Raw genomic sequence first — 25,209 nt, forward strand, 5'->3', positions numbered from 1 at the left:
AGACTACTAGTCAACCCTCCTCTTACTTTTTTACTACTTTTTCAGCAAACCCTAATTATTTATGTGATCTGCCGCTTTTTTTACAAAAGTTTTGTAAAGGTTTTTAATTTTTATTGGTAGATAAATTATAGATATACATAAAATTCATGGCTGATCCGGAAGCCACTGACTATCTTCAATAGAGTTTAATTGTAGTTCGTCGAGTACGTCTTTGCAATTAGGAGAAATGATTTCCATATTAATTGGATTAGAGGCTGGGGATTAGAGATTGGGGACTAGGCATCAATTTCTAATCCTCAGTCCAACCTGAACTGAAGTTTTTTATCGCAGAGAAATTATCCGCGAGTGAGTTTCTAACTTTTCAGTCGCTGTTAAAACTTCTTGTCTTGCCCATTTATCTGCTGCCAAAATGTCATCTAAAGAGGGATTTGCCCGGTTATCATTTTGATGGCGATCGCACACCGATTCGATACACCTGGGAATATCTAAAAACCGAATTTTTTCTGATAAAAATAAAGCCACAGCTTGTTCATTGGCGGCATTCAACACAGCTGGCATCGAACCACCAGCCTTACCCACAGCATAAGCCAACTGCATACAAGGATACTTCTGGTGATCTGGTTCACGGAAGGTTAAATTTCCCGCTTTGACTAAATCTAGTCGTTCCCAGTTGGTGTAGATGCGATCGGGCCAAGATAGAGCATACAGTAAAGGTAAGCGCATATCCGGCCAACCGAGTTGGGCTAAAACTGAAGTATCTTGCAGTTCAATCAGCGAGTGAATAATGCTTTGGGGATGAATGACAATTTCGATATTGTCATAATCCAAGCCAAACAGAAAGTGAGCCTCAATTACTTCCAGTCCTTTATTCATCAAAGTAGCAGAGTCTACAGTGATTTTACGCCCCATCGACCAATTAGGATGCTTCAGGGCATCAGCAACCGTTACATCTGCTAACTTTTCTACATCCCAGTCTCGGAAAGCCCCACCAGATGCAGTCAGCAAAATTTTCCGTACCCCTCCTTTTGGCACACCTTGGAGGCATTGAAATATTGCGGAATGTTCGGAATCGGCTGGGAGTAATTTTACACCATGTTTTTCGACTAGGGGTAGAACCACAGGGGCCCCAGCAATCAGGGTTTCTTTGTTCGCTAAGGCAATATCTTTACCAGCTTCAATAGCTGCGATCGTGGGTAGCAAACCCGCACAACCAACGATACCAGTGACAACAGTTTGAGCATCGCCGTAGCGAGCTACTTCTATCACTCCGGCATCACCTGCAAGTAGAATCGGTTGAGGATCGAGGTCAATGATAGCTTCTTTGAGCGCTGGTAATTTATCTTCTGAGCAAATGGCTACTATTTCTGGTCGAAACTGCCGAATTTGAGCAGCCAACATCTCTACATTGTTCCCAGCCGCCAATCCCACAATCCGAAACTGATCTGGGTACTGAGTGACAATATCTAAAGTCTGAGTCCCAATAGAACCAGTAGAACCAACGAGAGTAATCGCTTTCACAATTGCTTAAGGATTTACAGACAACTCCCACTATAAATTGCTTGGGACTCTTTAATACAGCAATCACTATAATCGATACACTGAGGAGGAGGAGAGACACGGCTCCCAGTCCCTTGCTGAGGTTCCCTTTGTTGTCCCTTGCGCGTCTTTGACAAAAGAAGCAGCTGCGAACTGGGAGGGAGGCAGAAAAGGAAAATTTCCCGTGTCTTTGTGCCCTCGTCCCTGAGCCAGCCCCAATCCGTAATTTAAACTCGATAAACTGCTAGCTATAAAGTACTAAAGTTGCTCAATTTTTATATAACTAGATAAAACTTGTATTTATAAATACTACCTTTTTAAAGATAAATTCCGAGAAAATTGGCAAAAGTAACCAAATAGGAAATAATTTAAATTAATTGCTAATCTGTCCAGTTTGTTAATTATGTTGGTGGAGGATTTAATATGCATATTACTGATAAATTGCTATGTTGCAGCCATAGGTGAAAGGATGCATAAAGGAGTTTGTTGAAACATTCAAGCTTATGGTGAAAGTTCAGATAGTTATAAAAAAAGTTTTATGGAAAAATGATTTCCTGTTTCCAGCAGCAATATGGCTTGCCAGCCGAATATTGATCTGGACTGCTATGTTGCTGGTTGCGCCAAAGCTACCGTTACCAGCAGAAGATTTTTTGCCCCCTTTTGGTTGGGGCGTTTTTGATGCCTGGGATAGTATCCATTATCGAGCGATCGCTACTTCCGGCTATGAATTTGTGAATGACGGCAAGCAACATAATCTGGCCTTCTTTCCCCTGTTTCCTTTAAGCATCTGGGTTTTGATGAAACTGGGCTTGCCGTTTGAATTAGCAGGTACGTTAGTCAACAACCTGGCATTTTTCGCCGCCCTTTACTGTTTGTACTTTTGGATCAAAGAGCATTATGGCATGAATGTAGCGCAGTGGGTGACTGCTGTCGTTTCTTGGTATCCATCTTCGATGTTTACGGGAGTGATTTACACAGAGGGGCTGTATTTGTTTTTGAGTACGGCGACTTTGCGGGCATTTGATCAAAAGCAGTATGGCTGGACTGCCCTTTGGGGGGCGATGGCGACAGCAACACGTCCTACAGGTATGGCACTAATTCCAGCATTAGCGATCGCAGCCTGGAAAGAACGCCGACCACCTATTGCTTATATAGCTGGTTTGACTACCGCGATTGGCATACTTCTATTCAGTTTGTATTGTGCAATTTATTTTGGCGATCCTTTAGCTTTTATCGAAGCACAACGAGGATGGCGACCAACTCTAGGATTTGATTGGCAGGGTTGGTTAAATATGCTGATGCAAATTGCAGTTGGCAGGAAAAATTGGCAATATGGTTGGGTTGAAAACTCCTCTGGTGGGATTCAAGACCCCTGGTATCTTTTGTTAGTTGGTGCGATCGTTGCCAGTGGCTATCTTTTATGGCGTTTCCGTCAACGTTTTAGTTCTGGGAAATTATTCTATGGCTTTTATGCTTTAGTCTTATTTTTGTTGATTCTGGCCAGCGAACAGTGGATCAATAACTTGCTCAACTTGTTCATGGTCTTAGGTGGTGGCTATGTGTTGTGGCGCTTACACACGCAACTGACCCCAGTTACAGTTATTTATGGCTTTTGTGGTATTGGTTTGCTGCTAGCCTCTGGAGGTACCATCTCCTTGAGCCGTCTGGCCTACGGTATTGTGCCTTTAAATATAGCCATTGGTTTGCTGCTATCTCGCCATCCTCGTCAGGGATATTTAATATTGGGCGCTTTTGTGATACTACTAGCCAAAATAGCTGTAGGATTTGCCCAAGAGCGCTGGGTTGGCTAGAAAGTTTGATCGATATATTAGACATAGGCGTGAAAAAGAATGTAGAGACGTAGCAGTGCTACGTCTCTACAAGGGTTCTGGGTAACGCATATTTAATTTCACGCCTATGTGTATTTAACGTGAGTTCGACAGACCTCTAAGAGCCTTAAACTAAAGTTCAAGTCTGTCCCTCTCGCCCGTCAAAGAGGGAAGGTTTTACCTAACAAGAAGTTGAATTGAAATTTCCTAATGAATGTATCGAATCAAACGAAGATAGCCTTTGCTTCATTATTTCTAGGTGTAGGTGCTATATCTTTTGGCTCTATTTTCGTGAGATTGAGCGAAACTGAACTCAGCCCCAATGCCACTGTATTTAATCGCCTTTGGCTTGGTAGTGTGGTCTTCTTGCTCTGGTATGGATACAAGGCGATATGTCAACGGCTTTCATTAGAAAAACCTGTAGAACAGCAGCCCTATACCAGTAAGGATCTGTGGCTATTGCTTGGTGCTGGTATTTTTTGGGCTGCTACTTTAGTCTTTTTGGCTTGGTCGCTGACTCAAACTAGTGTCGCGATCTCTAGTGTCTTACATAATCTTGCCCCCATATCTACTAGCTTAGGAGTATGGCTATTATTTCGTCAGGGTTTTGAGAAGCAATTCCTGATTGGGATGGCGATCGCACTTGGGGGAGCGATCGCAATTGAATTTGAGGGACTGCAAATCGCCACAGACAAAGTTCAAGGAGGCTTGGCTGCGATCGTTTCTGCGATTTTCTTGAGTGCATACCTGCTGCTGGTAGAAAAATTACGAACCAAATTTTCTCCGGCGACAATCCAGTTGTGGATTTGTGCGATCGCGGCTCTAGCAATCTTCCCCATACTTTTGTTCACTCAAGATCAGCTTTTCCCCTCTACAGTCAGTGGGTGGCTTTGGGTCATTTCCCTAGCCGTGATCTGCCAAGTTTTAGGTCATGGGCTTTTGACCTATAGCCTTGCCACATTTTCCTCTGTAGTCGTCTCCTTGGTGCATCTGTTAGAGCCAGTATTTAGCGGCATTTTCGCTCTTGTAATATTTTCGGAAAAATTAACTGGCTCAAATTGGGTAGATTTCGCTGTAGTTTTAATCGGTTTATACTTAGCCGTATCTAGCCAAGTTGCTGTTAATTACCCGTTCCAGGAATCAGTCAAAAGTATAGTTAACACTTTCGTTAAAAGTATGACGATCAAACTGTCATTAGTAAAGCAACAATTCTCCAAAACACCAGCTTTACTAGGAACTGTCTCATTATTTTTTGCCCTAATTCCCATATCTTTGGCACCATCTCTAGCAAAATTGTGCGGAGAAGAAATTGGTGCAAATGCCATCGGATTTCATCGCAGTTGGATCGCCGCAGTTGTCTTTGGGCTGTGGAATGGACTGGAGGCTTTGCGCCGTCAACAATCTGATCAGCAACCTATAGAACAGAAGCCTTTTACAAAAGAGGAGGTGTGGCTGTTGTTGGCAATGGGAACTGCTGCAACGACTTCCCTTTTGTTGTGGGCTTGGTCGCTGGGTCAAACTAGCGTTGCTAACGTGGCTTTACTGTCTAATTTGAATCCCTTATTCGTTGCTGCGGCTGGGTATCTGTTATTTGGTCGGCGCTTCGATAACAGATTTATTATTGGTATGGTTATGGCGCTTTTAGGAGCGATCGCCTTTGAACTTCATAAGATGCAATTTGCGACTGACCAAACACTTGGTGATGCGCTAGCATTTCTCAGTGCGATTTTTATCGCCGCGTATCTGCTGCTAATAGAACGACTCCAAACCCGATTTACTACCGCAACCATAATGCTCTGGCGTTGTGGAGTGACTACAATATTTCTGTTGCCCATCCTCCCATTTATTGAAGAGAGATTGTTTCCCTATTCTTGGATGGGGTGGTTTTTCATCATTTTTCAAGCTCTCTTCTGCCAAGTGTTGGGTCAGGGACTTATAACTTATAGCCTCAGCAGACTCTCGTCAGGCGTTGTCGCCGTTACCCTTCTTTTAAATCCAGTCCTGTCCTCCATTTTTGCTTGGTTCATTTTTTCAGAAGAAGTAAGTTTGTTTGACTGGCTGACTTTTGCCGTAGTTTTAGTGGGTATTTATCTAGCCCAATCTAGTCAATCCACTGATGAACTACCCCACCCATCTAAGAAGATGGACGAGGTTTCTGACGCTTCATCTCAGACAGTTATTTAAACCCACCGCAGTGAAAAGATCCTCTTAACTTATGGTGAAATCAGCGTAAATCCTTTCGCTGTTCCGATAATTTTACTATCAGTTAAATTGATTTGCTGTAAAGCCACATTGTCTAACAGCAAATAAGATTTATTAGATAACATTTGTTGTAAAAGTGGCACAGTTGCCGCAGTTACCTTGCAATCACTGTAAAAGTCTAAACTAGGACGCCCATAAGCAAAAGAAGTATAAATTTGTGTTCCTGGTGGAACATTTGCCCGAATTAAGTCCGCTACTGGTTTAACTGGAAAAGCTTCTTTTAATTCCCAAATCCATGATTGCGAACTCATCAACAGTGCTAAAACTAAATACATTCCAGAAAATAACACTGGAATAAAGTTGCGATCGCGCTGTTTAATTAGCCAGGCTGCGGTGGCCATACTTATTGCCAAAACAATGCTCATGACTATTAAAATAGGCTCTTTATTTGCGATAATAAAGTAAACACAACCTCCTAAACCAGCAATAGCAATAATAGCCAGAAATATTGTCCAACTTCGCACCCTAAAATGACCATGCTGCCAAATATCGCTAAGTTTAGCACCAATTGCCAAAGCTAAAAATGGATATACAGGCATAACATACCACGGGAGTTTAGTTCTCATTAAAGAGATAGTTACTAAGTAAACAATTGTGCCAATAAGAATTAGGCGACCCCAGGTAGTTTGACGTTTTTTCCAAGCTAGAAAAAAACCTCCGGGTAAAAATAATAGCCAAGGAAAACTATACTTAATTAACTCGATTAAATAGTACCAGGGAGGGCCACTATGACCTTCAACAACTTGTGCAACGCGATCAAAGGTTTGTGCTTGAAAATTAACTTGGAAGAAGTTACTACTATAATGTTGCCATTGAGCAGCAAACCAAGCGATCGCAGGTGCATTTCCGAAAAAAATTCCCACTAATAAATAGGGGCTTGTTAACAAAGCAAACTGCCGATCTGCAATCAGGAATAAACAAGCGATCGCCCCTAGCAGCAAAACTATCAGCCCTTTAGTTAGAGTGATTAACCCTAGACAAAATCCCACACCTAGAGCATAACGACGATTCTGACGTGCTTTTAGCAAACAAAACAACAACAGTAAGAAAAAAGTAATAGTTGTACCATCTAGCATTGCTAGCCGTCCATGACGCACCACAGGCAACATCGTCAGGTAAACTAAAGCGGCAAACAAAGCTGGTAAACTTTGGTTAAAAAGCAAACATCCCACCAAGTAAAGTAAAGGCACTCCCAAGGCAGTTAACACTGCACCCGGTAAACGTGTTGTCCACTCATTCACGCCTCCGATAGAGTAAGTCCAAGCTATTAGCAAGTGCATCAAGGGTGGCTTATTATGATAAGGTTCACCTCCCAAGGTGGGATAAAGCCAATGCATTGAACCAAGCGGGGCACGCCAAATTTCACGGGCAACCTGTGCCACAGTACCTTCATCCCAATCTCGTAAAGGGGAGTTTCCCAAAAATATCAGCCATAGAACTAGAGATATTACCAGTAGGCTAAATAACCATTCTTTTTCTCGGAATAGACGCATATCTAAAATCGGGATAATCATCTCAAAAACTATAATTGAAAAGTTCAAAGGGCGATAGGTAAATATGGTTTTCCAGTACACTAACGCATTTGTCACCATAGCATCGGTTAATTGCGAGAAGTTAGTGAATTTCTATAGTAAATTGCTGGAGCAAAAGCCAGTTATTTTAATTCCGAATGTCTATGCTGAGTTTAATTTGGTTAGTATGCGATTAGGTATTTTTAAACCAAAGAATACAAACGAATCTGAATTTGAAGCGATATCTAACGACAAGTCCCTTTGTGTCTACACCAAAAGTAAGATAAGTTTGTGTTTAGAGGTGATTAACTTAGAAGATGCGATCGCTCACCTAACCGCTTTGGGCTATCCCCCGCCAGGAAACATTTCCATTGCTGACCACGGCAGAGAAATTTATGCCTATGACCCTGATGGCAACCGCCTGATTTTACATCAAGCCATAGTGAATGATAATTGATAAGTGATAATAATTTATTTGGTAATAAACTATGGCCATAACTCAAAATTATAGATTAAACCTGATTCAATGGTATCCAGGTCACATTGCGAAAGCTGAAAAGAAGCTCAAAGAACAGCTCAAGCGCGTAGATGTGGTGTTTGAGGTACGAGATGCCCGGATTCCCTTAGCGACTCACCATCCCCAAATCGGGGAGTGGGTAGAGGGTAAGGCACGGGTGTTGATACTTAACCGAGTAGATATGATTACGCCACAAATGCGATCGCTGTGGATAGATTGGTTTAAACGTCAAGGAGAAGTCCCTTATTTTACCAACGCTCAACATGGTAAAGGTATAGCAGAAGTGGCGCGGGCAGCGCAAGCCGCCGGGGTAGAACTAAATAAAAGAAGAAGCGATCGCGGGATGTTACCCCGTCCAGTCCGGGCTGTGGTGATTGGTTTTCCCAATGTTGGCAAATCAGCTTTGATTAACCGCCTGTTGGGACGGCGAGTAGTGGAAAGTGCAGCCCGTCCTGGGGTAACTCGCCAACTACGCTGGGTGCGAATTTCCGAACATTTGGAATTGCTAGATGCTCCTGGTGTCATCCCTGTAAGATTGGAAGACCAAGACGCAGCCTTGAAATTAGCTATTTGTGATGATATCGGCGAAGCATCTTACGATAATCAGCTAGTAGCAGCAGCCCTAGTGGATTTACTAAACTATTTGGAAGCTGTAGCCACAGATTTGTTACCGAAAAAACCATTACAGTCCCGTTACCAACTCGATTCGACATCAGACACCGGAGATATCTATTTGCACGCTTTAGCAGAACATCGTTACAAAGGTGATATAGAGCGAGCTGCAAGGCAACTTTTAACAGATTTTCGCAAGGGGTTGTTGGGTGAACTTAGTTTGGAATTACCACCTAATTAAGTTAGGGTGACGCAATGCAAGGATTTTAGACTTCGACTTCTCTCCGAGACACTGTTCGCGTTCGCTCAGTCCAACGATTTTAGATTGAAAAGAGAAAGGGACTAGTTGACAATTAAATAGACAATCCTGCAAACTTATAGACAAACCTGTAGGTGTTTTATAACCCGTACAAGAACTCACAGACAAAGACTTGGAAGAAATGCAGTGTTGAAGTCGAAATAATGCTTTTATCCATCAAAACCAAGTTAAAACTAACTAAAAACCAACAAATAATTATGAGTAAACACGCTGGTATAGCAAGGTTTACCTATAATTGGGGTTTAGCTATTTGGCAAGAGTTTTATAACGATGGATTAAAGCCTGACAAATATATCCTTAAGAAGTTTTTCAATAATTATGTAAAACCGGAATTAACTTGGATCAAAGAAAAAAGGATTTGCCAAAAGATTACTCAATATGCTTTTGATAACTTAGGAGATGCCTTTTCTCGCTTTTTTAGAGGTCTTGGTAAATACCCAAACTTCAAAAAGAAAGGTAAACATGATAGTTTTACTGTAGATAATAGCGGTAAACCTATTCCTGTTGGTGGGAAATCTATCAAATTACCTACTATTGGTTGGATTAAAACTTATGAAGGTTTGCCACACACCTCTTGTAAATCAATCACTATTTCTAGAACAGCTAACAGTTTGTTTATAGCCTTTGCTTATGAACAAGAACATGAGCTAACCGTTAAACCTCATGAAGTTGTAGGTGTTGATTTAGGTGTTAAAGAACTAGCTACTTTATCTACGGGTGTAGTTTTCCCTAACCCTAAACACTATAAAGCAAACATTGAAAAACTTAGAAGATTATCCAGAAAGTTTTCAAGAAAAGTTAACGGGTCTAACAACAAACACAAAACCAAACTAAGACTAGCAAAACATCATGCTAGAGTAGCTAACCTTAGAAAAGATACTCTTCATAAAATAACTACTTATCTTTGCAAAAACCACGCAAAAGTAGTTATTGAAGACCTTGCAGTAAGTAATATGGTTAAAAACCATAAGTTAGCTCAAGTAATAACAGATTGTGGTTTTGGTGAATTTAGAAGACAACTAGAATATAAAGCTAAAAAGTTTGGTTGTGAAATAATAATTGCTGATCGTTTTTATCCTTCGTCTAAAACTTGTTTTAATTGTGGTCATGTCCAGGATATGCCACTAAAGGAAAGGGTTTACAACTGTCAAAGTTGTAATTTTGTGATGGATCGGGATCTAAACGCTTCAATTAATTTATCAAGGTTGGCTAAACCTTAAAAGCTTATTGAGGGATAACCGCTCCCATGCTCCCGTTGAAATAAGAAATAAAGTCTAGCTTTGTCTAGGTTTTATATAGCAGCAATCCCAGGTAAGTAGGTAAGCATAAACAAACCTAACTATGTAACGAAATATAAAATGCTCGAAACCTTTGCGATTGCTTCGCTTCACTTCGTTCCCCTCGCAATGACCTAGTTATAAATTTTCCCGCCTACCTACTTAGACAATTTATGACTCAAGCCATACCCAAACTAGTAACCTTTGAAGATTTTGCAGCGTGGCGACCCGAAGGTGGAAGATATGAATTACATGAAGGCGTGATTGTTGAAATGGCACAACCAACGGGAGACCATGAAGACGTTGTTGGTTTTATAGCAAGAAAACTAACAGTAGAATTTGACCGATTAAATTTACCATTAACAATCCCCAAAACTGCGCTCATTAAACCAACTAAGTCGGAATCTGGTTACTCCCCAGATGTGCTATTACTCAATCGCCCTAATTTAGTGAATGAGCCGCTATGGAAAAAAGAATCAACTGTAAGCCTTGCAGAGTCAATCCCCTTAGTAGTGGAAGTAGTTAGTACTAACTGGGATGATGATTACTACACAAAACAAGGTAAGTATGAGGGTATTGGAATTCCTGAATATTGGGTTGTAGATTATCTCGGTCTAGGCGCTAAAAAGTTCACTGGCAACCCCAAACAGCCTACTATATCTATTTATCAATTAATTGATGGTGAATATGAAGTTACTCAATTGAGAGGCAGCGATCGCATCCTCTCGCCTACTTTCATAGAATTGAATTTAACCGCCGAAGAGATTTTTCAAGCTGGTGGATACCCCGGATAGTGGCAACCCCGCAAGAAGGAGAATCATTTTGCAAAATTCAAGAAAATTCTGTCTATTCTAAATGTCTTCAGGCATCTTGTAATACTGTTAATGTGAACCATGATTCAAAAGCATCTAAACTTATTAGAAAATTAGTATGGTCAGGATTCTCTGATAATGAAGAATCACAACTCAATGAATTGACAAAGGATTTTAGCGTCTCTCCTTCTCCCAAAGGGAGAGGCTAGCGCCTGCCGTAGGATGCCCGAACGCGAACAGCGTCTCCTTTAGGAGAAGGGCTGTAGGGAGAAGACCGCACTGCTCTTTACCAAAATCCAAAATTTAAAATCTAAAATTACGTAAGATAATGTAATATTTATTACGTGTATTTGTCGGAATGCAGTTAAGAGTGTCATAAAGACAAGGTGAAGGTTAACCTGTAGGGTATAACTTAACTTAGAGTTGCCTGCACCTATAGCTTCGATGGATTTATCACACTCATGACTGAACTGACGCTACGCCTACAAGAGGGAGATACCGAGAGAACGATCGCAGTTGACCAAAATGTATTTACAATTGGTCGCTTGCCGGAATGTAACTTGTACCTACCTTTTACTGGAGTATCCCGCAACCATGCTCGTCTGGTGAAAACGGCTGACGGTGTGTGGACTATTGAGGATATGGGCAGCAAAAACGGCACCCAAGTCAATAAATATCTTGTTAACGGTGCCCAAGAGTTACATCACGGTGATGTACTTTGGCTGGGGAATGTTAGTCTGGTAGTGCTGCTCACAAGCCCTGTTCCCCAATCGACACCTGAGTATCTTGGAACTTCCGACATTAATGAGCAGAGAACAATCCTTCACAATGTCGAACAATTACAAAAGCAATGGATCGCAGCTGATAGCAAAGATGGCAACATTAATAATAATAAGGACAAAACCATTGCTCGCCTCAAAGATTTAGTAGACATAGCCAAAAATCTCTGTGCGGCGGCATCTATAGAAGAGATTTTTTCTCAGGTGCAGCAAGTCGTTTTTCGTTACCTTGATAGTATCGAACGCTTGGCATTATTAATTGATGTCAATGGTTCCGGCCAGTTAGAGTTAATGAATGCTGCCACTAGAAATCTTTCTCAACAGAAACATCTCCCCTCTGATGGGAGTTGGATTAGTCGTAGTATCTGTCAAAAGGTATTTGACGAGAAAGTTGTGATTCAAACTGCTGATACTCATCAGGATGAACGATTTGCTAGTGAACAGAGTATTTTGGTAAAAGGCATTCGCAGCGCGATGGCGGTGCCTTTATGGGATGAAAATAAAGTTGTGGGCGTACTGTATGCCGATGCCAATCTTTCTTCTTACCATTGGGCAAATGAAGGCGAAGAAGAACTCAGCTTTTTTTCAGCTTTAGCAAACCTTGTGGCTTCTAGTGTGCAGCGTTGGCTACTGGTAGAGAAACTCAAAACTGAAGAGATGATTCGTCACCGATTAGAACGTTATCATTCTCCAGCAGTCGTACAGCAGTTGATATCTGTAGGCGGATTACCGGGTGGTCGTTTAGCTCCCGCCGAGAGCGAAATCAGTATTTTGTTTGCAGATTTGGTTGGCTTTACGGCAATTTCTGAACGGTTAACACCAACTGCGATCGCTCAACTATTAAATAATTTATTTGAAGAAATGCTAAAAGAAGTGTTTGGTTACGGCGGCACTTTAGATAAGTATATTGGCGATTGTATTATGGCATTTTTTGGCGCTCCAGAACCGCAAGCAGATCACGCCGATCGCGCTGTTAGTGCTGCCAAGGGAATGCTCAATCGTCTCGAACATCTTAATGCCAATGATTTTTGGCAAGAACCCCTACAATTGCGTATTGCAATTAATAGCGGTAAGGCTGTTGTCGGAGATGTCGGTAGTTCTCAAAGGGTAGATTATACGGCATTAGGCGCGACGATTAATCTTGCTGCTCGCATGGAAGCAGTTTGTCCGCCTGGTGAATGCGTGATTAGTGAAGTCACCCATAAAATGCTTTCACACCCCTCCGACTTCGAGGAAATGGGAGATTATCGTTTCAAAGGTATTGAGCGATTAGTTAAGGTTTATAAGACACAATTGCACCAAATGCCAACAATTATTAGTCCATTCATTAGTCATTAGTCATTGGGTATTGGGTATTGGGCATGGGGCATGGGGCATGGGGCACTTGTACTGAGCGTTCGCGAACAGCGTCTCGTAGAGAAGTCGAGGTATTGGGCACTTGTACTGAGCGTTCGCGAACAGCGTCTCGTAGAGAAGTCGAGGTATTGGGCACTTGTACTGAGCGTTCGCGAACAGCGTCTCGTAGAGAAGTCGAGGTATTGGGCACTTGTACTGAGCGTTCGCGAACAGCGTCTCGTAGAGAAGTCGTTGGCGCAGCCTCTCGTAGAGAAGTATTGGGTATTGGAAAAACAACTAACAAATGACAAATTTCTCAATATAAATACATACTTAAGTTGTATATTTTAATTCAAAAATAATTGAGAAATTGTCATATTAAACAACTAATTCTTCGTTAAAAGACTAAAATTTGGGTGGTAGCTTCCAGAATTGATCTGTGTAACACTAGGAAGCCTACCTCAAGCTATTTTTTAAGGGGAGGTCAGGTAATGGCGATCGCCACCATTAATCCCGCCACTGGGGAAACTTTTAAAACCTTTGAGGCGCTCAATGATGCCGAAATTACCGCTAAACTCGATTTGGCTAATCAGACTTTTGAACAGTACCGTCAGACTAGTTTTTTGACGCGATCGCACTGGCTACAAAAGGCTGCTGATATTTTAGAGCAAGACAAAGCAAAATTTGCTAAGTTAATGACTCTGGAAATGGGTAAGCCTTTGAAAGCTGCGATCGCTGAAGTCGAAAAATGCGCCGTCGTCTGTCGTTACTATGCCGAACACGCCCCTAGTTTTCTAGCTGATGTTCCTGTAAAAACCGATGCTAGCCATAGTTTTGTTCGCTACCAACCAATGGGTGCAATTCTCGCGGTGATGCCGTGGAATTTCCCCTTCTGGCAAGTATTCCGCTTTGCCGCACCAGCACTAATGGCGGGAAATGTCGGCTTACTCAAACACGCTTCCAATGTGCCTCAGTGTGCTTTGGCAATTGAAGATATTATCCGACGCGCAGGTTTTCCTGAAGGTGCTTTTCAAACTCTGTTGATCGGCGCTGCCAAAGTTGCCGATTTAATCGCTGATGATCGGGTAAAAGCTGCCACCTTGACCGGAAGCGAACCAGCAGGCGCATCCCTCGCCGCCGCCGCCGGTAAACAAATTAAAAAAACCGTTTTGGAATTGGGAGGAAGTGACCCATTTATTGTGTTAGCAAGTGCTGATTTAGAGACAGCAGTTGTCACAGCTACTACAGCGCGGATGTTGAATAACGGGCAATCATGTATTGCAGCCAAACGTTTTATTATCGTAGATGCGATCGCAGACAAATTTGAAAAATTGCTTTTAGAAAAATTCCAGGCGCTGAAAGTCGGCGATCCCATGCAACCAGATACCGATTTAGGCCCACTGGCAACTCCTGGTCTTCTCCAGGATTTAGATCAACAAGTACAAAATGCGATCAGCAGTGGTGGTAAAGTCCTGACCGGTGGACATCCTTTATCAGATCGTCCAGGGAACTTTTATCCGCCTACGATTATCATAGATATCCCGTCTGATACACCAATTGCAAAAGAAGAATTTTTTGGCCCAGTAGCTTTGTTATTCCGGGTTCCAGATATCGATGCTGCGATTAAACTCGCTAATGACACACCCTTTGGCTTAGGTGCAAGTGCTTGGACAACCAACGACCAAGAGAGCGATCGCTTGGTTGAGGAAATCGAAGCAGGTGCCGTGTTTATCAACGGTATGGTCAAATCTGATCCCAGTTTGCCCTTTGGCGGCATCAAGCGTTCTGGATATGGCAGAGAATTGAGTATCCAAGGTATACATGAGTTTGTCAACATTAAAACCGTGTGGGTTAAATGATAGGGAGTGGGGAGTAGGGAGTAGGGAGTAGGGGGAAAAGCGGGAAAAGGGGAGGGGAACAAGGAAGATTCTTCTATCTGTTTTAACCCCACTCCCCACTCCCCACTCCCTACTCCCCAATATCGTCAATAGTTAGGAAATAAAATGAATACAGCAGAATTATTGGTGCAGTGCCTAGAAAATGAAGGAGTGCAATATATTTTTGGACTCCCTGGCGAAGAAAATCTGCACGTTTTAGAAGCACTAAAACATTCTTCGATTAAATTTATTACGACTCGTCATGAACAGGGTGCAGCTTTCATGGCCGATGTCTACGGACGCTTAACAGGAAAAGCCGGAGTATGTCTTTCTACTCTTGGGCCTGGGGCAACCAACTTGATGACTGGGGTAGCAGATGCTAACCTCGATGGTGCGCCCTTAGTGGCGATTACCGGTCAAGTGGGAACAGATAGAATGCATATTGAATCCCATCAATATTTAGATTTGGTGGCAATGTTTGCACCTGTTACCAAGTGGAATAAACAGATTGTGCGACCGAGTATTACACCAGAAGTAGTACGGAAAGCATTTAAGCGATCGCAATCGGAAAAACCTGGTGCAGTTCACATCGATTTGCCAGAAAATATTGCTGCTATGCCCGTCGAAGGCAAACCTTTGCGTAAGGATAGTGGCGAAAAAACTTATGCATCTTTTGCTAGCATTCGGGCAGCCGCCGCCGCAATTTGCCAAGCAGTTAACCCATTAATCTTAGTCGGAAATGGGGCAATTCGCGCTCACGCAAGTGATGCAGTCACGCAATTTGCCACCTTGCTGAATATACCTGTTGCCAATACTTTTATGGGTAAAGGTGTGATTCCCTACACACATCAATTAGCATTGTGGTCAGTGGGATTACAGCAAAGAGATTTTATTACCTGTGGCTTTGATAACACAGATTTAGTAATTGCGATCGGCTATGATTTGATTGAGTTTTCCCCGAAAAAATGGAATCGTGATGGTGAAATTCCCATTGTGCATATTGGGGTAAGTCCGGCGGAGATTGATAGTAGTTATATTCCCAACGCCGAAGTTGTGGGAGATATTTCAGATTCCCTTTATGAAATTTTAAAATTAGCAGACAGACAAGGTAAACCCGATCCTTTTGCCATTAGCTTAAGGTCAGAGATTCGGGCTGATTACGAACAATATGCCCATGATGACGGATTTCCGATTAAGCCGCAAAAGTTAATTTATGACTTACGGCAAGTGATGGGGCCAGATGATATTGTCATCTCTGATGTTGGCGCACATAAAATGTGGATGGCGCGTCATTATCATTGCCATAGCCCTAATACTTGCATAATTTCCAACGGCTTCGCGGCCATGGGTATTGCCATTCCTGGCGCTTTAGCAGCAAAACTTGTTCATCCTCAGCGCAAAGTCGTTGCTGTAACAGGCGATGGCGGCTTTATGATGAATTCTCAGGAATTAGAAACAGCCTTGCGTGTCGGAACGCCCTTTGTCACCATAATTTTCAATGATGGTGGCTATGGGTTAATTGAGTGGAAGCAAGAAAATCATTTTGGCAAAGGAAACTCAGCTTTTGTGCATTTTAGTAATCCTGATTTTGTCAAATTTGCCGAAAGCATGGGTTTAAAAGGCTACCGAGTTGAATCGGCTCTAGATTTGATTCCCACACTCAAAGAAGCCCTCGCTCAAGATGTACCCGCCGTGATAGATTGTCCCGTAGATTATCGAGAGAATCACCGCTTTAGCCAAAAAGCCGGCGAGTTAACTTGTGCGGTGTAAAAATTAGAGACACGATTAATCGTAAAAATTAGAGACGCGATTAATCGTAAAAATTAGAGACGCGATTAATCGCGTCTGTACAAGAATTAGGAGTTAGGAGTTAAGTAGAGCGGTGTGAATAATTCAAGGTTTGTAGTGAGGGCTTCAGCCATCATTTGAGGACTAAAGTCCTCACTACGAACTAATCTCAATATTTTTTACATTACTTAATCTAGTTTAATTTATTCTCACCGACTTACTTATTTATTCCTAACTCCTGATTAATTTCTACTCTTTGGTAGGATGCCCTGCAATACGATTCGGTTAAAAAAATTGTAGGTTGGGTTAAGCAAAGCGCAACCCAACAAAGCCCAGGAAATGTTGGGTTTCGTTCCTCAACCCAACCTACACAGCTACACAGCTTTGCGTCCTTGGCGTCCTTGGCGGTTCGTAAAAAAAACCACGAAGCTGAAAGGTTTATTCACCACTATCAAAGACTCATTCACGAAGCTCAAAGGTTGATTCACGAGTATCAAAGACTCATTCACGAAGTTCAGAGGTTCATTCACGAAGTTCAGAGGTTCATTGACAATGAATTAGAAGTTATTGATTCTAACTCATCATTGATTTTTACTCTTAATTTATTGTCTTCTGGTCGAAATTTGTGCTTTCCTGCTTTTGGGCAATATTTTCTACTGCTTTGCATTGCCTTTTGTCAATATCTGACTTAATAATGAGTCCCTTAGTATTGAGCGCTATTTCAACTCGGTATTGACCATTCACCATATTAATAGCGGCGTAAGTTACTGTACCAAACATCATCACTCCGCAAAGTGATAAAGTAATTTGCAAAACTTCCAGTACTCGTTTCATTTTTAAAGCTCTTAATCCCTTACATTCTCATTAAAACTTGGTGCTGGTTGAGAACTAAGTTGCGAAATAGTCACCGATTAGACGAGTTTTAGTTGATTATCGGTTAAGTTCAGGAGGACTATAATTTCTAGAGTGCAAGACGTTATAGCTAAACAGCTTTGCTATTTAGCTAGTATAAAAACCTGATATACTCACAGCAGTTTCTCGATGAGGAATGATGGCGCGATCGCTCCGAGTAGCCCCAGAGTATATTGAAAAAGTTAAGTCAGCACCTCAGCTTAACGGCTATCCCAGCCAGCAGTCATTGGCTACTGACACAGGATTTTCTCTATCCACAGTCAAAAGCTTTCTCAGTGGTAAACCTGTTGACTATCTAAATTTTGTAGAACTTAGCAAAAAACTGGGGTTAGAGTGGCAAGACATTGCATACAAAGAACCAGAAACTCAACCGCCAAAACCTCAGCCAACTAACGGGGAAGCATCACCCTTCATCACTGGCGCACCCATCAACCAGCCGCGTTACTTTTTTGGACGCGAAAAAGAATTAAAACGCCTCTTCAACTTACTCAAACGCCATCCCCTCCAAAACTCCGCCATTATCGGGAAAAAGCGCAGTGGAAAAACATCCTTGTTACACTACTTAAAAAATATCAGCACCACCCCAGCAGAACAGCTGCGTCCTGAGCAAAAATCTAACTGGCTACCGCATCCAGAAAATTACTGTTGGATTTTTGTAGACTTGCAAGACGCACGAATGCAAAGCCGAGAAGGACTGCTAAAGTACATCCTAGAATCACTGAAGGTACAAATCCCGACACCTTGCGATTTAGATCATTTCATGAATGTAGTCAGCAATAATTTGCATTCTCCCACAGTCATCTTATTGGATGAGATTAGCGTTGGGTTGCAACGCTGTCCAGAATTAGACGATCGCTTTTGGGACTGTTTGCGGTCTTTAGCGACTAACCAGACAGGGGGGAATCTAGCATTTGTCTTAGCTACCCCCGAATCACCGATTGATATGGCGCACAACACAGGACACAGTTCACCCTTTTTCAATATTTTCGGCTACACCGCAAATCTGGGAGCATTGACTGAGAAAGAAGCGCGGGAATTGATAGCAAGTTCGCCGATTGCTTTCACTGACGAAGATGTAGAGTGGATTTTGACACAAAGTCGCTGCTGGCCACTGTTATTGCAAATTCTGTGTAGAGAAAGATTATTTAGTTTAGAAGAAGGAGAGAATGATGATAATTGGCGTGAGGAAGGATTACGACAAATGAAACCATTTGCTGATTTATTAGATTCATAACTAGCAGAGTAACTATGAAAGCACACCGAATTGAAACAAAGTTAACTAAAAACGGAACCTTGATTCTTGAGGATTTACCGTTTCAGGCAGGCGAAACAGTTGAAATTATCATTCTAGAAAGTCACACTCATCCCCAAGAAGCGAATTTGTATCCTTTGCGTGGCAAACAACCGTACCGTTATGACGATCCTTTTGAACCTGCTGTGCCTTTGGAAGATTGGGAAGTCTTGCAATGATAAATTTAAATTGTCATTGCGTTCGCACCTCAGTGAAGCCAAGCAATTCCCTTTTCTGAAAAAATATGTCATTGCGAGGAGGAACGACGAAGCAATCGCAAGGTTTTAGGATTGCTTCTCTACGAGACGCTTCCCTTTGGGTTGCTACGCAAACGCCAACACTTCGTACTCTACGTCTTCTCCAAAGGAGTACGCAATGACAAGTGTTTGATGACATGATATTACTTATAATTTGGCGGTGACAAATATAAGAAAAATTTGTTACGACTGAGTTTCTATCCAAAATAAGGATTAGAAATGAACAAGCAATATTATTTATATATCATGACGAATAAGTATAACACTGTGCTATATACAGGAATAACAAACGATTTACAAAGAAGAGTGTATGAACACAAAGAGAAAACAATAGAAGGATTTACTAAGAAATACAACATTACAAAATTAGTTTATTATGAAATATTTGAAGATGCTTATACAGCTATTAGTAGAGAAAAACAGATTAAGGCAGGTTCCAGACAAAATAAAATTGATTTAGTCAATAGTGTTAATCAAGAATGGAGAGATTTATATAATGAGTTATAAATTTTGCTGGTGTCATTGCGATCGCACTAAGGTAAAGCACAGCAATCCCAGCCCTTGCGATTGCTACATTCCGCTAGCGCTACATTCGCAATGACAGATTATGTCATTGCGAGCGTAACGAAGTGAAGCGAAGCAATCCCAGCCTTTGCTGGTGTCATTGCGATCGCACTAAGGTAAAGCACAGTAATCCCAGCCTTTGCGATTGCTACATTCCGCTAGCACTACATTCGCAATGACAGATTATGTCATTGCGAGCGTAACGAAGTGAAGCGAAGCAATCGCAATGACGGGCAAGCAATCGCAATGACACAGAGTATTAAATAGGAGTGCAAAACGTTGACCTCACCACAATTACCCCCCAACGCCTACACCAATGCACCCCAGCAGCACCCCAACTTAATACTTGGTAGCTTGCAACTGCTATTTTGGTTTGTTTTCCGTCCTCAAGCTTTTCATAATCATCTAAAGCGTATTGACCATTCGTTAGAAATAAATTTCTTGAATATAAATCGCTTACGTTGGAAAAACTCTGCTTTATATAAATTATTCTTCCAAACTTTTTTAATATTACCTTTTCTAAACTACTTCATAGTTACTCTTGCTCTAGCAGTACTAGGTACGCCATTAGGGAATTTTCCATTGAGCGCGTTCTTAGGCTTGCTTTTTGTAACTGCATTTGGATCTGTTTTTGGTGCAGGGATGGGTATAGGTCAATCCTTTGGCACTGCATTCACACGCGCTTTGATATTTGGCACATCTTTTGACGTAGGTTTTACTGTGGCATTTGGCATAGGTTTTAGTCTTAATTTTGATATTGCATCAGGTTTGGCTTTAAGCTTGCCGTTCGGTCTTGGCTTAGGTATTACATTTGCATATTCTCCAGATATTGTGGAGTTAGATAAAAAGAAGCATAATCAACAAGTGAGTACAACGATCCAAACTAACGTAAGGATTTTAATCTCCTTAACTTCGTTAGTACTTGTGTCATTTGCTCTGATTATTGCACGGTTATTTTTTATCAATTCACAATTTAGGAACGCATTTCCAAGTATTATTCTGGGATTGACCATCAACTTGTACTTACCTATCCTGCTTTACCCTTTTTTGACAGTATGGAATGCTTTTTTGTACTACCTTGATAAACAAACCATAGCCAACAAACTAACTTTATCTTTATTACGCTATCACTCCGCTTTTTGGGATGAATGGCAGAGGATACCTCTAATAGGGTTGGACAAGCATTTGCTTGAAGTTATGAAGCATAGTCCAGTTGAGGGACAAGCAGCTATAGATTACCTTAATACCAGCTATCAACGCTGGGCAGCGCAAGCTGTACAAATTGAACTGGATGCACGCAGTTTACAAGACTGTGCTGATGTTGAAGCTATCCGTGAAGCTCATCGCATTTTAATAATTGATGAACTAGAGAATGAACTTAGCCCTAGCTTCATACTAAAAATCTTTAGCCGTATCAGCGAGGATGTTGATGCTGCTCTCAATCAAGCAAGTGCTTATAACCAGCGTTTAGCTCTGAGAGCTTTTGCAGATAAATTAAATCTACAGTTGGAGAACTTCGCTCGTAGCAGCGACAAATACACAGTCCGTTTCTACCCCATTATCAAAAGTTGGCGTGAGATAGCAACTAACTATGCAGATGAACTGGCTAAAATTACTGAACTCCGCCAAGAAATTGATTCGCCTTATATCATCGGCGTACCCCTCACACGGGAGCAAGAAATTTTTACGGGGCGCGATGACATCGGCTTACGCATTGAGCAACTACTGCGCGATCGCCGTCGTCCACCTCTGCTACTATACGGTCAGCGACGTATGGGTAAAACTTCTCTCCTCAATAACATCGGAAAGTTACTACCTAGTAACATCATCCCCATGTTTGTAGACTTGCAGGGCGCACCTTCATCAGCTAGTGACCATGCAGGTTTTCTCTACAACCTGGCTAGAGATATGGAGAAGTCAGCAAAAAAGCAAGGTGTAACTCTACCGTCCCTAGCCCGCGAAGTGCTAAAATCTGACCCCTTCACTTATTTCTATGAATGGCTAGATAAAGTAGAACAGGCTCTAGAACAAAATACCGCCTTACTAGCGCTAGATGAATTCGAGGTGCTAGACAACGCCATAGCCAAAGGTCGCTTTGATGAACAGGATGTTTTGGGTATGCTGCGTCACCTCATCCAACATCGTCCCCGCTTCAAGATTTTACTGGCTGGCTCTCATACTATCGAAGAATATCAGCGCTGGGCTAGTTATCTAATTAATGTCCAAGTCGTGCATATCTCCTACCTCAAAGAAGCGGAAGCACGACAATTAATTGAACGTCCCGTCAAAGATTTTACTCTCCGCTATGAATCTAACGCCGTTGAGCGAGTGCTACAACTCACCCGTTGTCACCCATTCTTAGTACAACTACTCTGTGCAGAAATTATTGTCCTTAAGAACGAGCAAGACCCCTCTATCCGGCGATTTGCAACTTTAGCGGATGTGGAAGCCGCGATACCAGAAGCTTTGCAAAGTGGTGGTTTTTTCTTCGCTGACATTCAAAACAATCAAGTAGATGCAAGTGGACAAGCTATTCTACGCTTTATCGCTGCTCAAGGGGAAAGGGCTATAGTTAGCCGCCAAACTTTATTGCAACAGTTCCCCAATGCTAATATTACTCTCAGCTTGCTGTTGCAACGTGAGTTAATTGAGCAAGTTGACGACGGCTATAGCTTCCAAGTGGAGTTGATTCGCTGTTGGTTTGTTTGAATCATGTCCGGTAAGTTAAATTATGACAAATACTACTTGTGCTGACGTAATTGCTCTACGATATATTCTTCTAGTTCTTGTTTTTCTCTGTTACTAGCATTTCGTTGATAAGTTCTTCCGGTTTCTTGAATAAACCTACGTTTCTCGCTTGGAGAAGATTTGAGTTTACCTCCAGTTGCTTGTAGCTTTTGCTGTAATTCTTCCCAAGTCTTTTCACCCACACTTTCACCTAGTTTGACCAGTGCCTTTGGGAGTAACATTTTTGCCTCTCTTTCAAAATCTTCTTCTGTCTCAAGGGAAGCTAAATCTATATTGCTAAAGTCGATATCGATTTGAAAGTTACTCATAGAATTACATTTATTCTGTTCACAATTATTACCACAATCGGGGGAAGATGGGTTTTCAATTTTCAGCTATAAGCCGAAGATAGTAGAATTGTACTGTTTGATATTGGTAACTGAACTTGAAAACCTCAATTCCGAAAGTTGATTGAATACTTCCGGTAGTATAGCCCTACTTAATCATTCACAACAAGATTCCCGACTTATTGAAATAAGTGGGAAATCTCAGCCTTTTGATTTTCATTTATAAAAGAAGATTGCTATATATTCAGAAAGAATACACATAATTAATGACCGTACAACCATGTTAGCAGTATTAAAAATGCTATCTTAAAAACAAGGTCATTTGCTAAATTTTTGAGGAAAACGCTATGACTACAACGCTCAAAGAGCCTAATTCTATTGAGTCATTGCTAGGTAAAGAGGCTGAAGACCTACTTACCCACAAAGCAAAAGTTTCTCGTGATTTAATACATTTGCCGGGCCCAGACTTTGTAGATCGAATCTGGCTCAACAGCGATCGCAACCCTCAAGTATTGCGTAATCTCCAGTTACTTTATTCTACAGGTCGTCTGGCAAACACAGGTTATCTCTCGATTTTACCAGTAGACCAAGGGATTGAACACTCAGCTGGCGCGTCTTTTGCGCCCAACCCGATTTACTTTGACCCAGAAAATATTGTCAAGTTAGCGATCGCCGCAGGTTGCAATGCTGTTGCTACGACTTTGGGAGTATTAGGTATCGTATCACGGAAATATGCTCACAAAATTCCCTTTATTGTCAAAATCAATCACAACGAATTGCTGACTTTCCCCAACCAATTTGACCAGGTATTGTTTGGTGATGTACAACAAGCTTGGAATTTGGGTGCGGCGGCGGTGGGTGCGACAATTTACTTTGGTTCAGAGCAGTCTACCAGACAAATTCAGGAAATCAGCCAAGCTTTTAAACGCGCCCATGAACTCGGTTTGGCGACAGTTCTCTGGTGCTATCTGCGGAACAACGCTTTTAAACAAGATAAAGATTACCACCTTGCTGCTGACCTCACCGGACAGGCGAATCATTTGGGTGTAACGATTGAAGCCGACATTATTAAACAAAAGTTACCAGAAAATAACAATGGTTACGGTGCAGTTGCCAAAGCTACTGGTAAGAGTTACGGCAAAACCGATGAGCGCGTTTACACAGAGTTGACAACCGACCACCCAATTGATTTAAGTCGTTACCAGGTACTAAATTGCTACTCTGGGCGTGTGGGGCTGATTAATTCTGGTGGCGCGACTGGCAAAAATGACTTCGCCGAAGCAGTTCGCAGTGCTGTAATTAACAAACGGGCTGGTGGTTCGGGATTAATTTCTGGGCGGAAGACCTTTCAGCGTCCCTTTGAGGAAGGTGTGAAGCTATTTCACTCCATTCAAGATGTTTACTTGTCGCCGGATGTGACGATCGCTTAGGCAGTGGGGAGTGGGGAGTGGTCAGTGAGGGATGAGGGGCAATGGCAGCAGAGGGAGAAGAATTAATAACCAATGCCCAATGCCCCATGCTCCATTTCCTACTTCAAACTCAGAATATTAAAGACTATGTACAAGCTTCCCGCATATGTAGCAGAACCAAGCAGTACGCAAACTGGCAGGGTCAGCACCCAGGCGAGCAGAATATTTCTCAAGGTGTCCGTTTGCAAACCTGAATGGTTTGCCGCCATTGTACCCGCTACACCCGATGACAGGACGTGAGTGGTGCTGACTGGCAGACCGAAGTAATCGGCAGCGCCAATAGTTGTCATAGCGACTAACTCGGCGGAAGCTCCTTGAGCGTAGGTAAGGTGGTCTTTGCCAATCTTTTCACCCACTGTCACCACGATGCGCTTCCAACCAATCATTGTGCCAAGACCCAGTGCAATGGCAACGGCAAATTTCACCCAATTGGGAATGAATTTAGTTACTTTATCTAACTGCTTCTTATAGCTGATAAGCACCTCTTCTTGTTTGGCATCGGTTAATTTTTTCTGGTTGTCCAGTTTCCCAATTGTTCCAGCGATTAGATACATATCGGTTCGTAATGAACTTAGCTCATCGCTTGAAAGCTGCTTGAAACTAGTCTTACCAGCAAGCTTGTCTCCAATTGTCCGACTTTTGGCAGCAAGGGCTGCGAATGTTTTGTCGTTAGCTTCGCCAGTTGGTTTGAGGAAATTGGAAAGCTCATCTGTGATGCTTTGGCTGTTTAAGAATGTTCCTCTTCCTTGTTGTTGCAGCACTGGAATCACAGAGTTGGACGTAGCGGCCAACTGAGCGATCGCCCCTGCATTGGTATCCATATTCAGTGCAAACATACCTGGTAGAATGCCCACTAAGATGAGCATGATCAGACCCATACCTTTTTGACCATCATTTGAACCGTGGGCGAAGCTCACACCAGTACATGTCAAGATTAACAAACCACGTATCCAAGGCGGTGGTGTTTTATTCCCTTCTGGCGCACGGTACAACTCTGGTCGTCTGATCAGTCTTTTCGCCAGCAGTAACAGCAGTCCGGCGCAGGTGAATCCAATAATTGGCGAAACCAGTAGAGATGTGAAAACTTCCTCGGTCTTTGCCCAATTCACGCCCTCACCAAAGACATGACCCTTAGAGGGTGTTTATAAATAAAAAATAAAGAGCACCATAGTAATTCCCCCAGGACAG

General features: G+C 42.1%; 21 protein-coding genes. 14 read left to right on the forward strand and 7 right to left on the reverse strand.

Features of this window, described 5'->3' with window-relative positions; genetic code table 11:
* Positions 1-321 precede the first annotated feature (321 nt).
* Positions 322-1,518, reverse strand: a complete 1,197-nt coding sequence (dxr, locus tag HWQ23_RS16955) for a 1-deoxy-D-xylulose-5-phosphate reductoisomerase (RefSeq protein WP_292830201.1) — start codon at positions 1,516-1,518, stop codon at positions 322-324.
* Between the two features lie 521 nt (positions 1,519-2,039).
* Here dxr and HWQ23_RS16960 point away from each other — a divergent pair.
* The gene (locus HWQ23_RS16960; RefSeq protein WP_292830203.1) at positions 2,040-3,347 is read left to right on the forward strand and encodes a mannosyltransferase family protein; all 1,308 of its coding nucleotides are present in this window, start codon (positions 2,040-2,042) and stop codon (positions 3,345-3,347) included.
* Positions 3,348-3,575: 228 nt separating this feature from the next.
* Positions 3,576-5,549: a DMT family transporter gene (locus HWQ23_RS16965; protein ID WP_292830205.1), complete on the forward strand. Its 1,974-nt coding sequence runs from the start codon at positions 3,576-3,578 to the stop codon at positions 5,547-5,549.
* A gap of 29 nt (positions 5,550-5,578) precedes the next feature.
* Here the strand turns inward: HWQ23_RS16965 and HWQ23_RS16970 are convergent, their stop codons facing one another.
* Positions 5,579-7,120 carry an ArnT family glycosyltransferase gene (locus HWQ23_RS16970; RefSeq protein ID WP_292830241.1) on the reverse strand — a complete coding sequence of 514 codons (1,542 nt, stop codon included), beginning with the start codon at positions 7,118-7,120 and terminating at the stop codon, positions 5,579-5,581.
* A 64-nt stretch (positions 7,121-7,184) separates the two neighbouring features.
* Here HWQ23_RS16970 and HWQ23_RS16975 point away from each other — a divergent pair, with 64 nt between their 5' ends.
* From HWQ23_RS16975 to HWQ23_RS16995, 5 genes are all read left to right on the forward strand, one after another.
* Entirely contained in the window at positions 7,185-7,595 is a 411-nt protein-coding gene (locus tag HWQ23_RS16975; RefSeq protein ID WP_292830207.1) for a VOC family protein, read from the forward strand.
* A gap of 31 nt (positions 7,596-7,626) precedes the next feature.
* Positions 7,627-8,508, forward strand: a complete 882-nt coding sequence (gene ylqF, locus HWQ23_RS16980) for a ribosome biogenesis GTPase YlqF (protein ID WP_292830209.1) — start codon at positions 7,627-7,629, stop codon at positions 8,506-8,508.
* 221 nt (positions 8,509-8,729) lie between these two features.
* Positions 8,730-9,806, forward strand: a complete 1,077-nt coding sequence (locus tag HWQ23_RS16985) for an RNA-guided endonuclease InsQ/TnpB family protein (protein WP_292830211.1) — start codon at positions 8,730-8,732, stop codon at positions 9,804-9,806.
* Positions 9,807-10,036: 230 nt separating this feature from the next.
* Positions 10,037-10,657 (forward strand): Uma2 family endonuclease, encoded by a 621-nt coding sequence (locus HWQ23_RS16990; protein ID WP_292830213.1) that lies wholly within the window; start codon positions 10,037-10,039, stop codon positions 10,655-10,657.
* Positions 10,658-11,136: 479 nt separating this feature from the next.
* Positions 11,137-12,792 (forward strand): adenylate/guanylate cyclase domain-containing protein, encoded by a 1,656-nt coding sequence (locus HWQ23_RS16995; protein ID WP_292830215.1) that lies wholly within the window; start codon positions 11,137-11,139, stop codon positions 12,790-12,792.
* Here the strand turns inward: HWQ23_RS16995 and HWQ23_RS17000 are convergent.
* Complete coding sequence (locus HWQ23_RS17000) at positions 12,782-13,093, reverse strand: hypothetical protein (RefSeq protein ID WP_292830217.1); 312 nt, start codon at positions 13,091-13,093, stop codon at positions 12,782-12,784. The two genes, HWQ23_RS16995 and HWQ23_RS17000, sit on opposite strands and share 11 nt — an antisense overlap.
* A gap of 187 nt (positions 13,094-13,280) precedes the next feature.
* Here HWQ23_RS17000 and HWQ23_RS17005 point away from each other — a divergent pair, with 187 nt between their 5' ends.
* Both HWQ23_RS17005 and HWQ23_RS17010 read left to right on the forward strand, forming a co-directional pair.
* A complete protein-coding gene (locus tag HWQ23_RS17005; protein ID WP_292830219.1) occupies positions 13,281-14,648 on the forward strand; it encodes an NAD-dependent succinate-semialdehyde dehydrogenase in 1,368 nt (455 codons plus the stop codon).
* A gap of 144 nt (positions 14,649-14,792) precedes the next feature.
* Entirely contained in the window at positions 14,793-16,436 is a 1,644-nt protein-coding gene (locus tag HWQ23_RS17010) for an acetolactate synthase large subunit (protein ID WP_292830221.1), read from the forward strand.
* Positions 16,437-16,828: 392 nt separating this feature from the next.
* Here the strand turns inward: HWQ23_RS17010 and HWQ23_RS17015 are convergent, their stop codons facing one another.
* Positions 16,829-16,984, reverse strand: coding sequence for a hypothetical protein (locus HWQ23_RS17015; RefSeq protein ID WP_292830223.1), 156 nt, complete (start codon positions 16,982-16,984; stop codon positions 16,829-16,831).
* Between the two features lie 67 nt (positions 16,985-17,051).
* On the reverse strand, positions 17,052-17,288 hold the full coding sequence (locus tag HWQ23_RS17020; RefSeq protein WP_292830225.1) for a hypothetical protein: 237 nt from the start codon (positions 17,286-17,288) through the stop codon (positions 17,052-17,054).
* A 214-nt stretch (positions 17,289-17,502) separates the two neighbouring features.
* On the opposite strand from HWQ23_RS17020, the gene HWQ23_RS17025 reads away from it, so the two are divergent.
* The 4 genes from HWQ23_RS17025 (at position 17,503) to HWQ23_RS17040 (ending at position 22,187) form a co-directional block, all read left to right on the forward strand.
* Complete coding sequence (locus HWQ23_RS17025) at positions 17,503-18,600, forward strand: ATP-binding protein (protein ID WP_292830227.1); 1,098 nt, start codon at positions 17,503-17,505, stop codon at positions 18,598-18,600.
* 14 nt (positions 18,601-18,614) lie between these two features.
* A complete protein-coding gene (locus tag HWQ23_RS17030; protein ID WP_292830229.1) occupies positions 18,615-18,836 on the forward strand; it encodes a hypothetical protein in 222 nt (73 codons plus the stop codon).
* Positions 18,837-19,133: 297 nt separating this feature from the next.
* Positions 19,134-19,421 (forward strand): GIY-YIG nuclease family protein, encoded by a 288-nt coding sequence (locus tag HWQ23_RS17035; RefSeq protein ID WP_292830231.1) that lies wholly within the window; start codon positions 19,134-19,136, stop codon positions 19,419-19,421.
* Between the two features lie 336 nt (positions 19,422-19,757).
* A complete protein-coding gene (locus HWQ23_RS17040; RefSeq protein WP_292830233.1) occupies positions 19,758-22,187 on the forward strand; it encodes an AAA family ATPase in 2,430 nt (809 codons plus the stop codon).
* 32 nt (positions 22,188-22,219) lie between these two features.
* Here HWQ23_RS17040 and HWQ23_RS17045 read toward each other — a convergent pair whose 3' ends face one another.
* On the reverse strand, positions 22,220-22,534 hold the full coding sequence (locus HWQ23_RS17045; RefSeq protein WP_292830235.1) for a hypothetical protein: 315 nt from the start codon (positions 22,532-22,534) through the stop codon (positions 22,220-22,222).
* Between the two features lie 365 nt (positions 22,535-22,899).
* On the opposite strand from HWQ23_RS17045, the gene HWQ23_RS17050 reads away from it, so the two are divergent.
* On the forward strand, positions 22,900-23,982 hold the full coding sequence (locus tag HWQ23_RS17050; protein ID WP_292830237.1) for a class I fructose-bisphosphate aldolase: 1,083 nt from the start codon (positions 22,900-22,902) through the stop codon (positions 23,980-23,982).
* A gap of 98 nt (positions 23,983-24,080) precedes the next feature.
* Here the strand turns inward: HWQ23_RS17050 and HWQ23_RS17055 are convergent, their stop codons facing one another.
* Positions 24,081-25,130 (reverse strand): inorganic phosphate transporter, encoded by a 1,050-nt coding sequence (locus HWQ23_RS17055; RefSeq protein ID WP_292830239.1) that lies wholly within the window; start codon positions 25,128-25,130, stop codon positions 24,081-24,083.
* Between the last annotated feature and the right edge of the window lie 79 nt (positions 25,131-25,209).

The organism is Nostoc sp. JL33, from assembly GCF_017114985.1.
In the GTDB taxonomy this organism is placed as follows: Bacteria; Cyanobacteriota; Cyanobacteriia; order Cyanobacteriales; family Nostocaceae; genus Nostoc.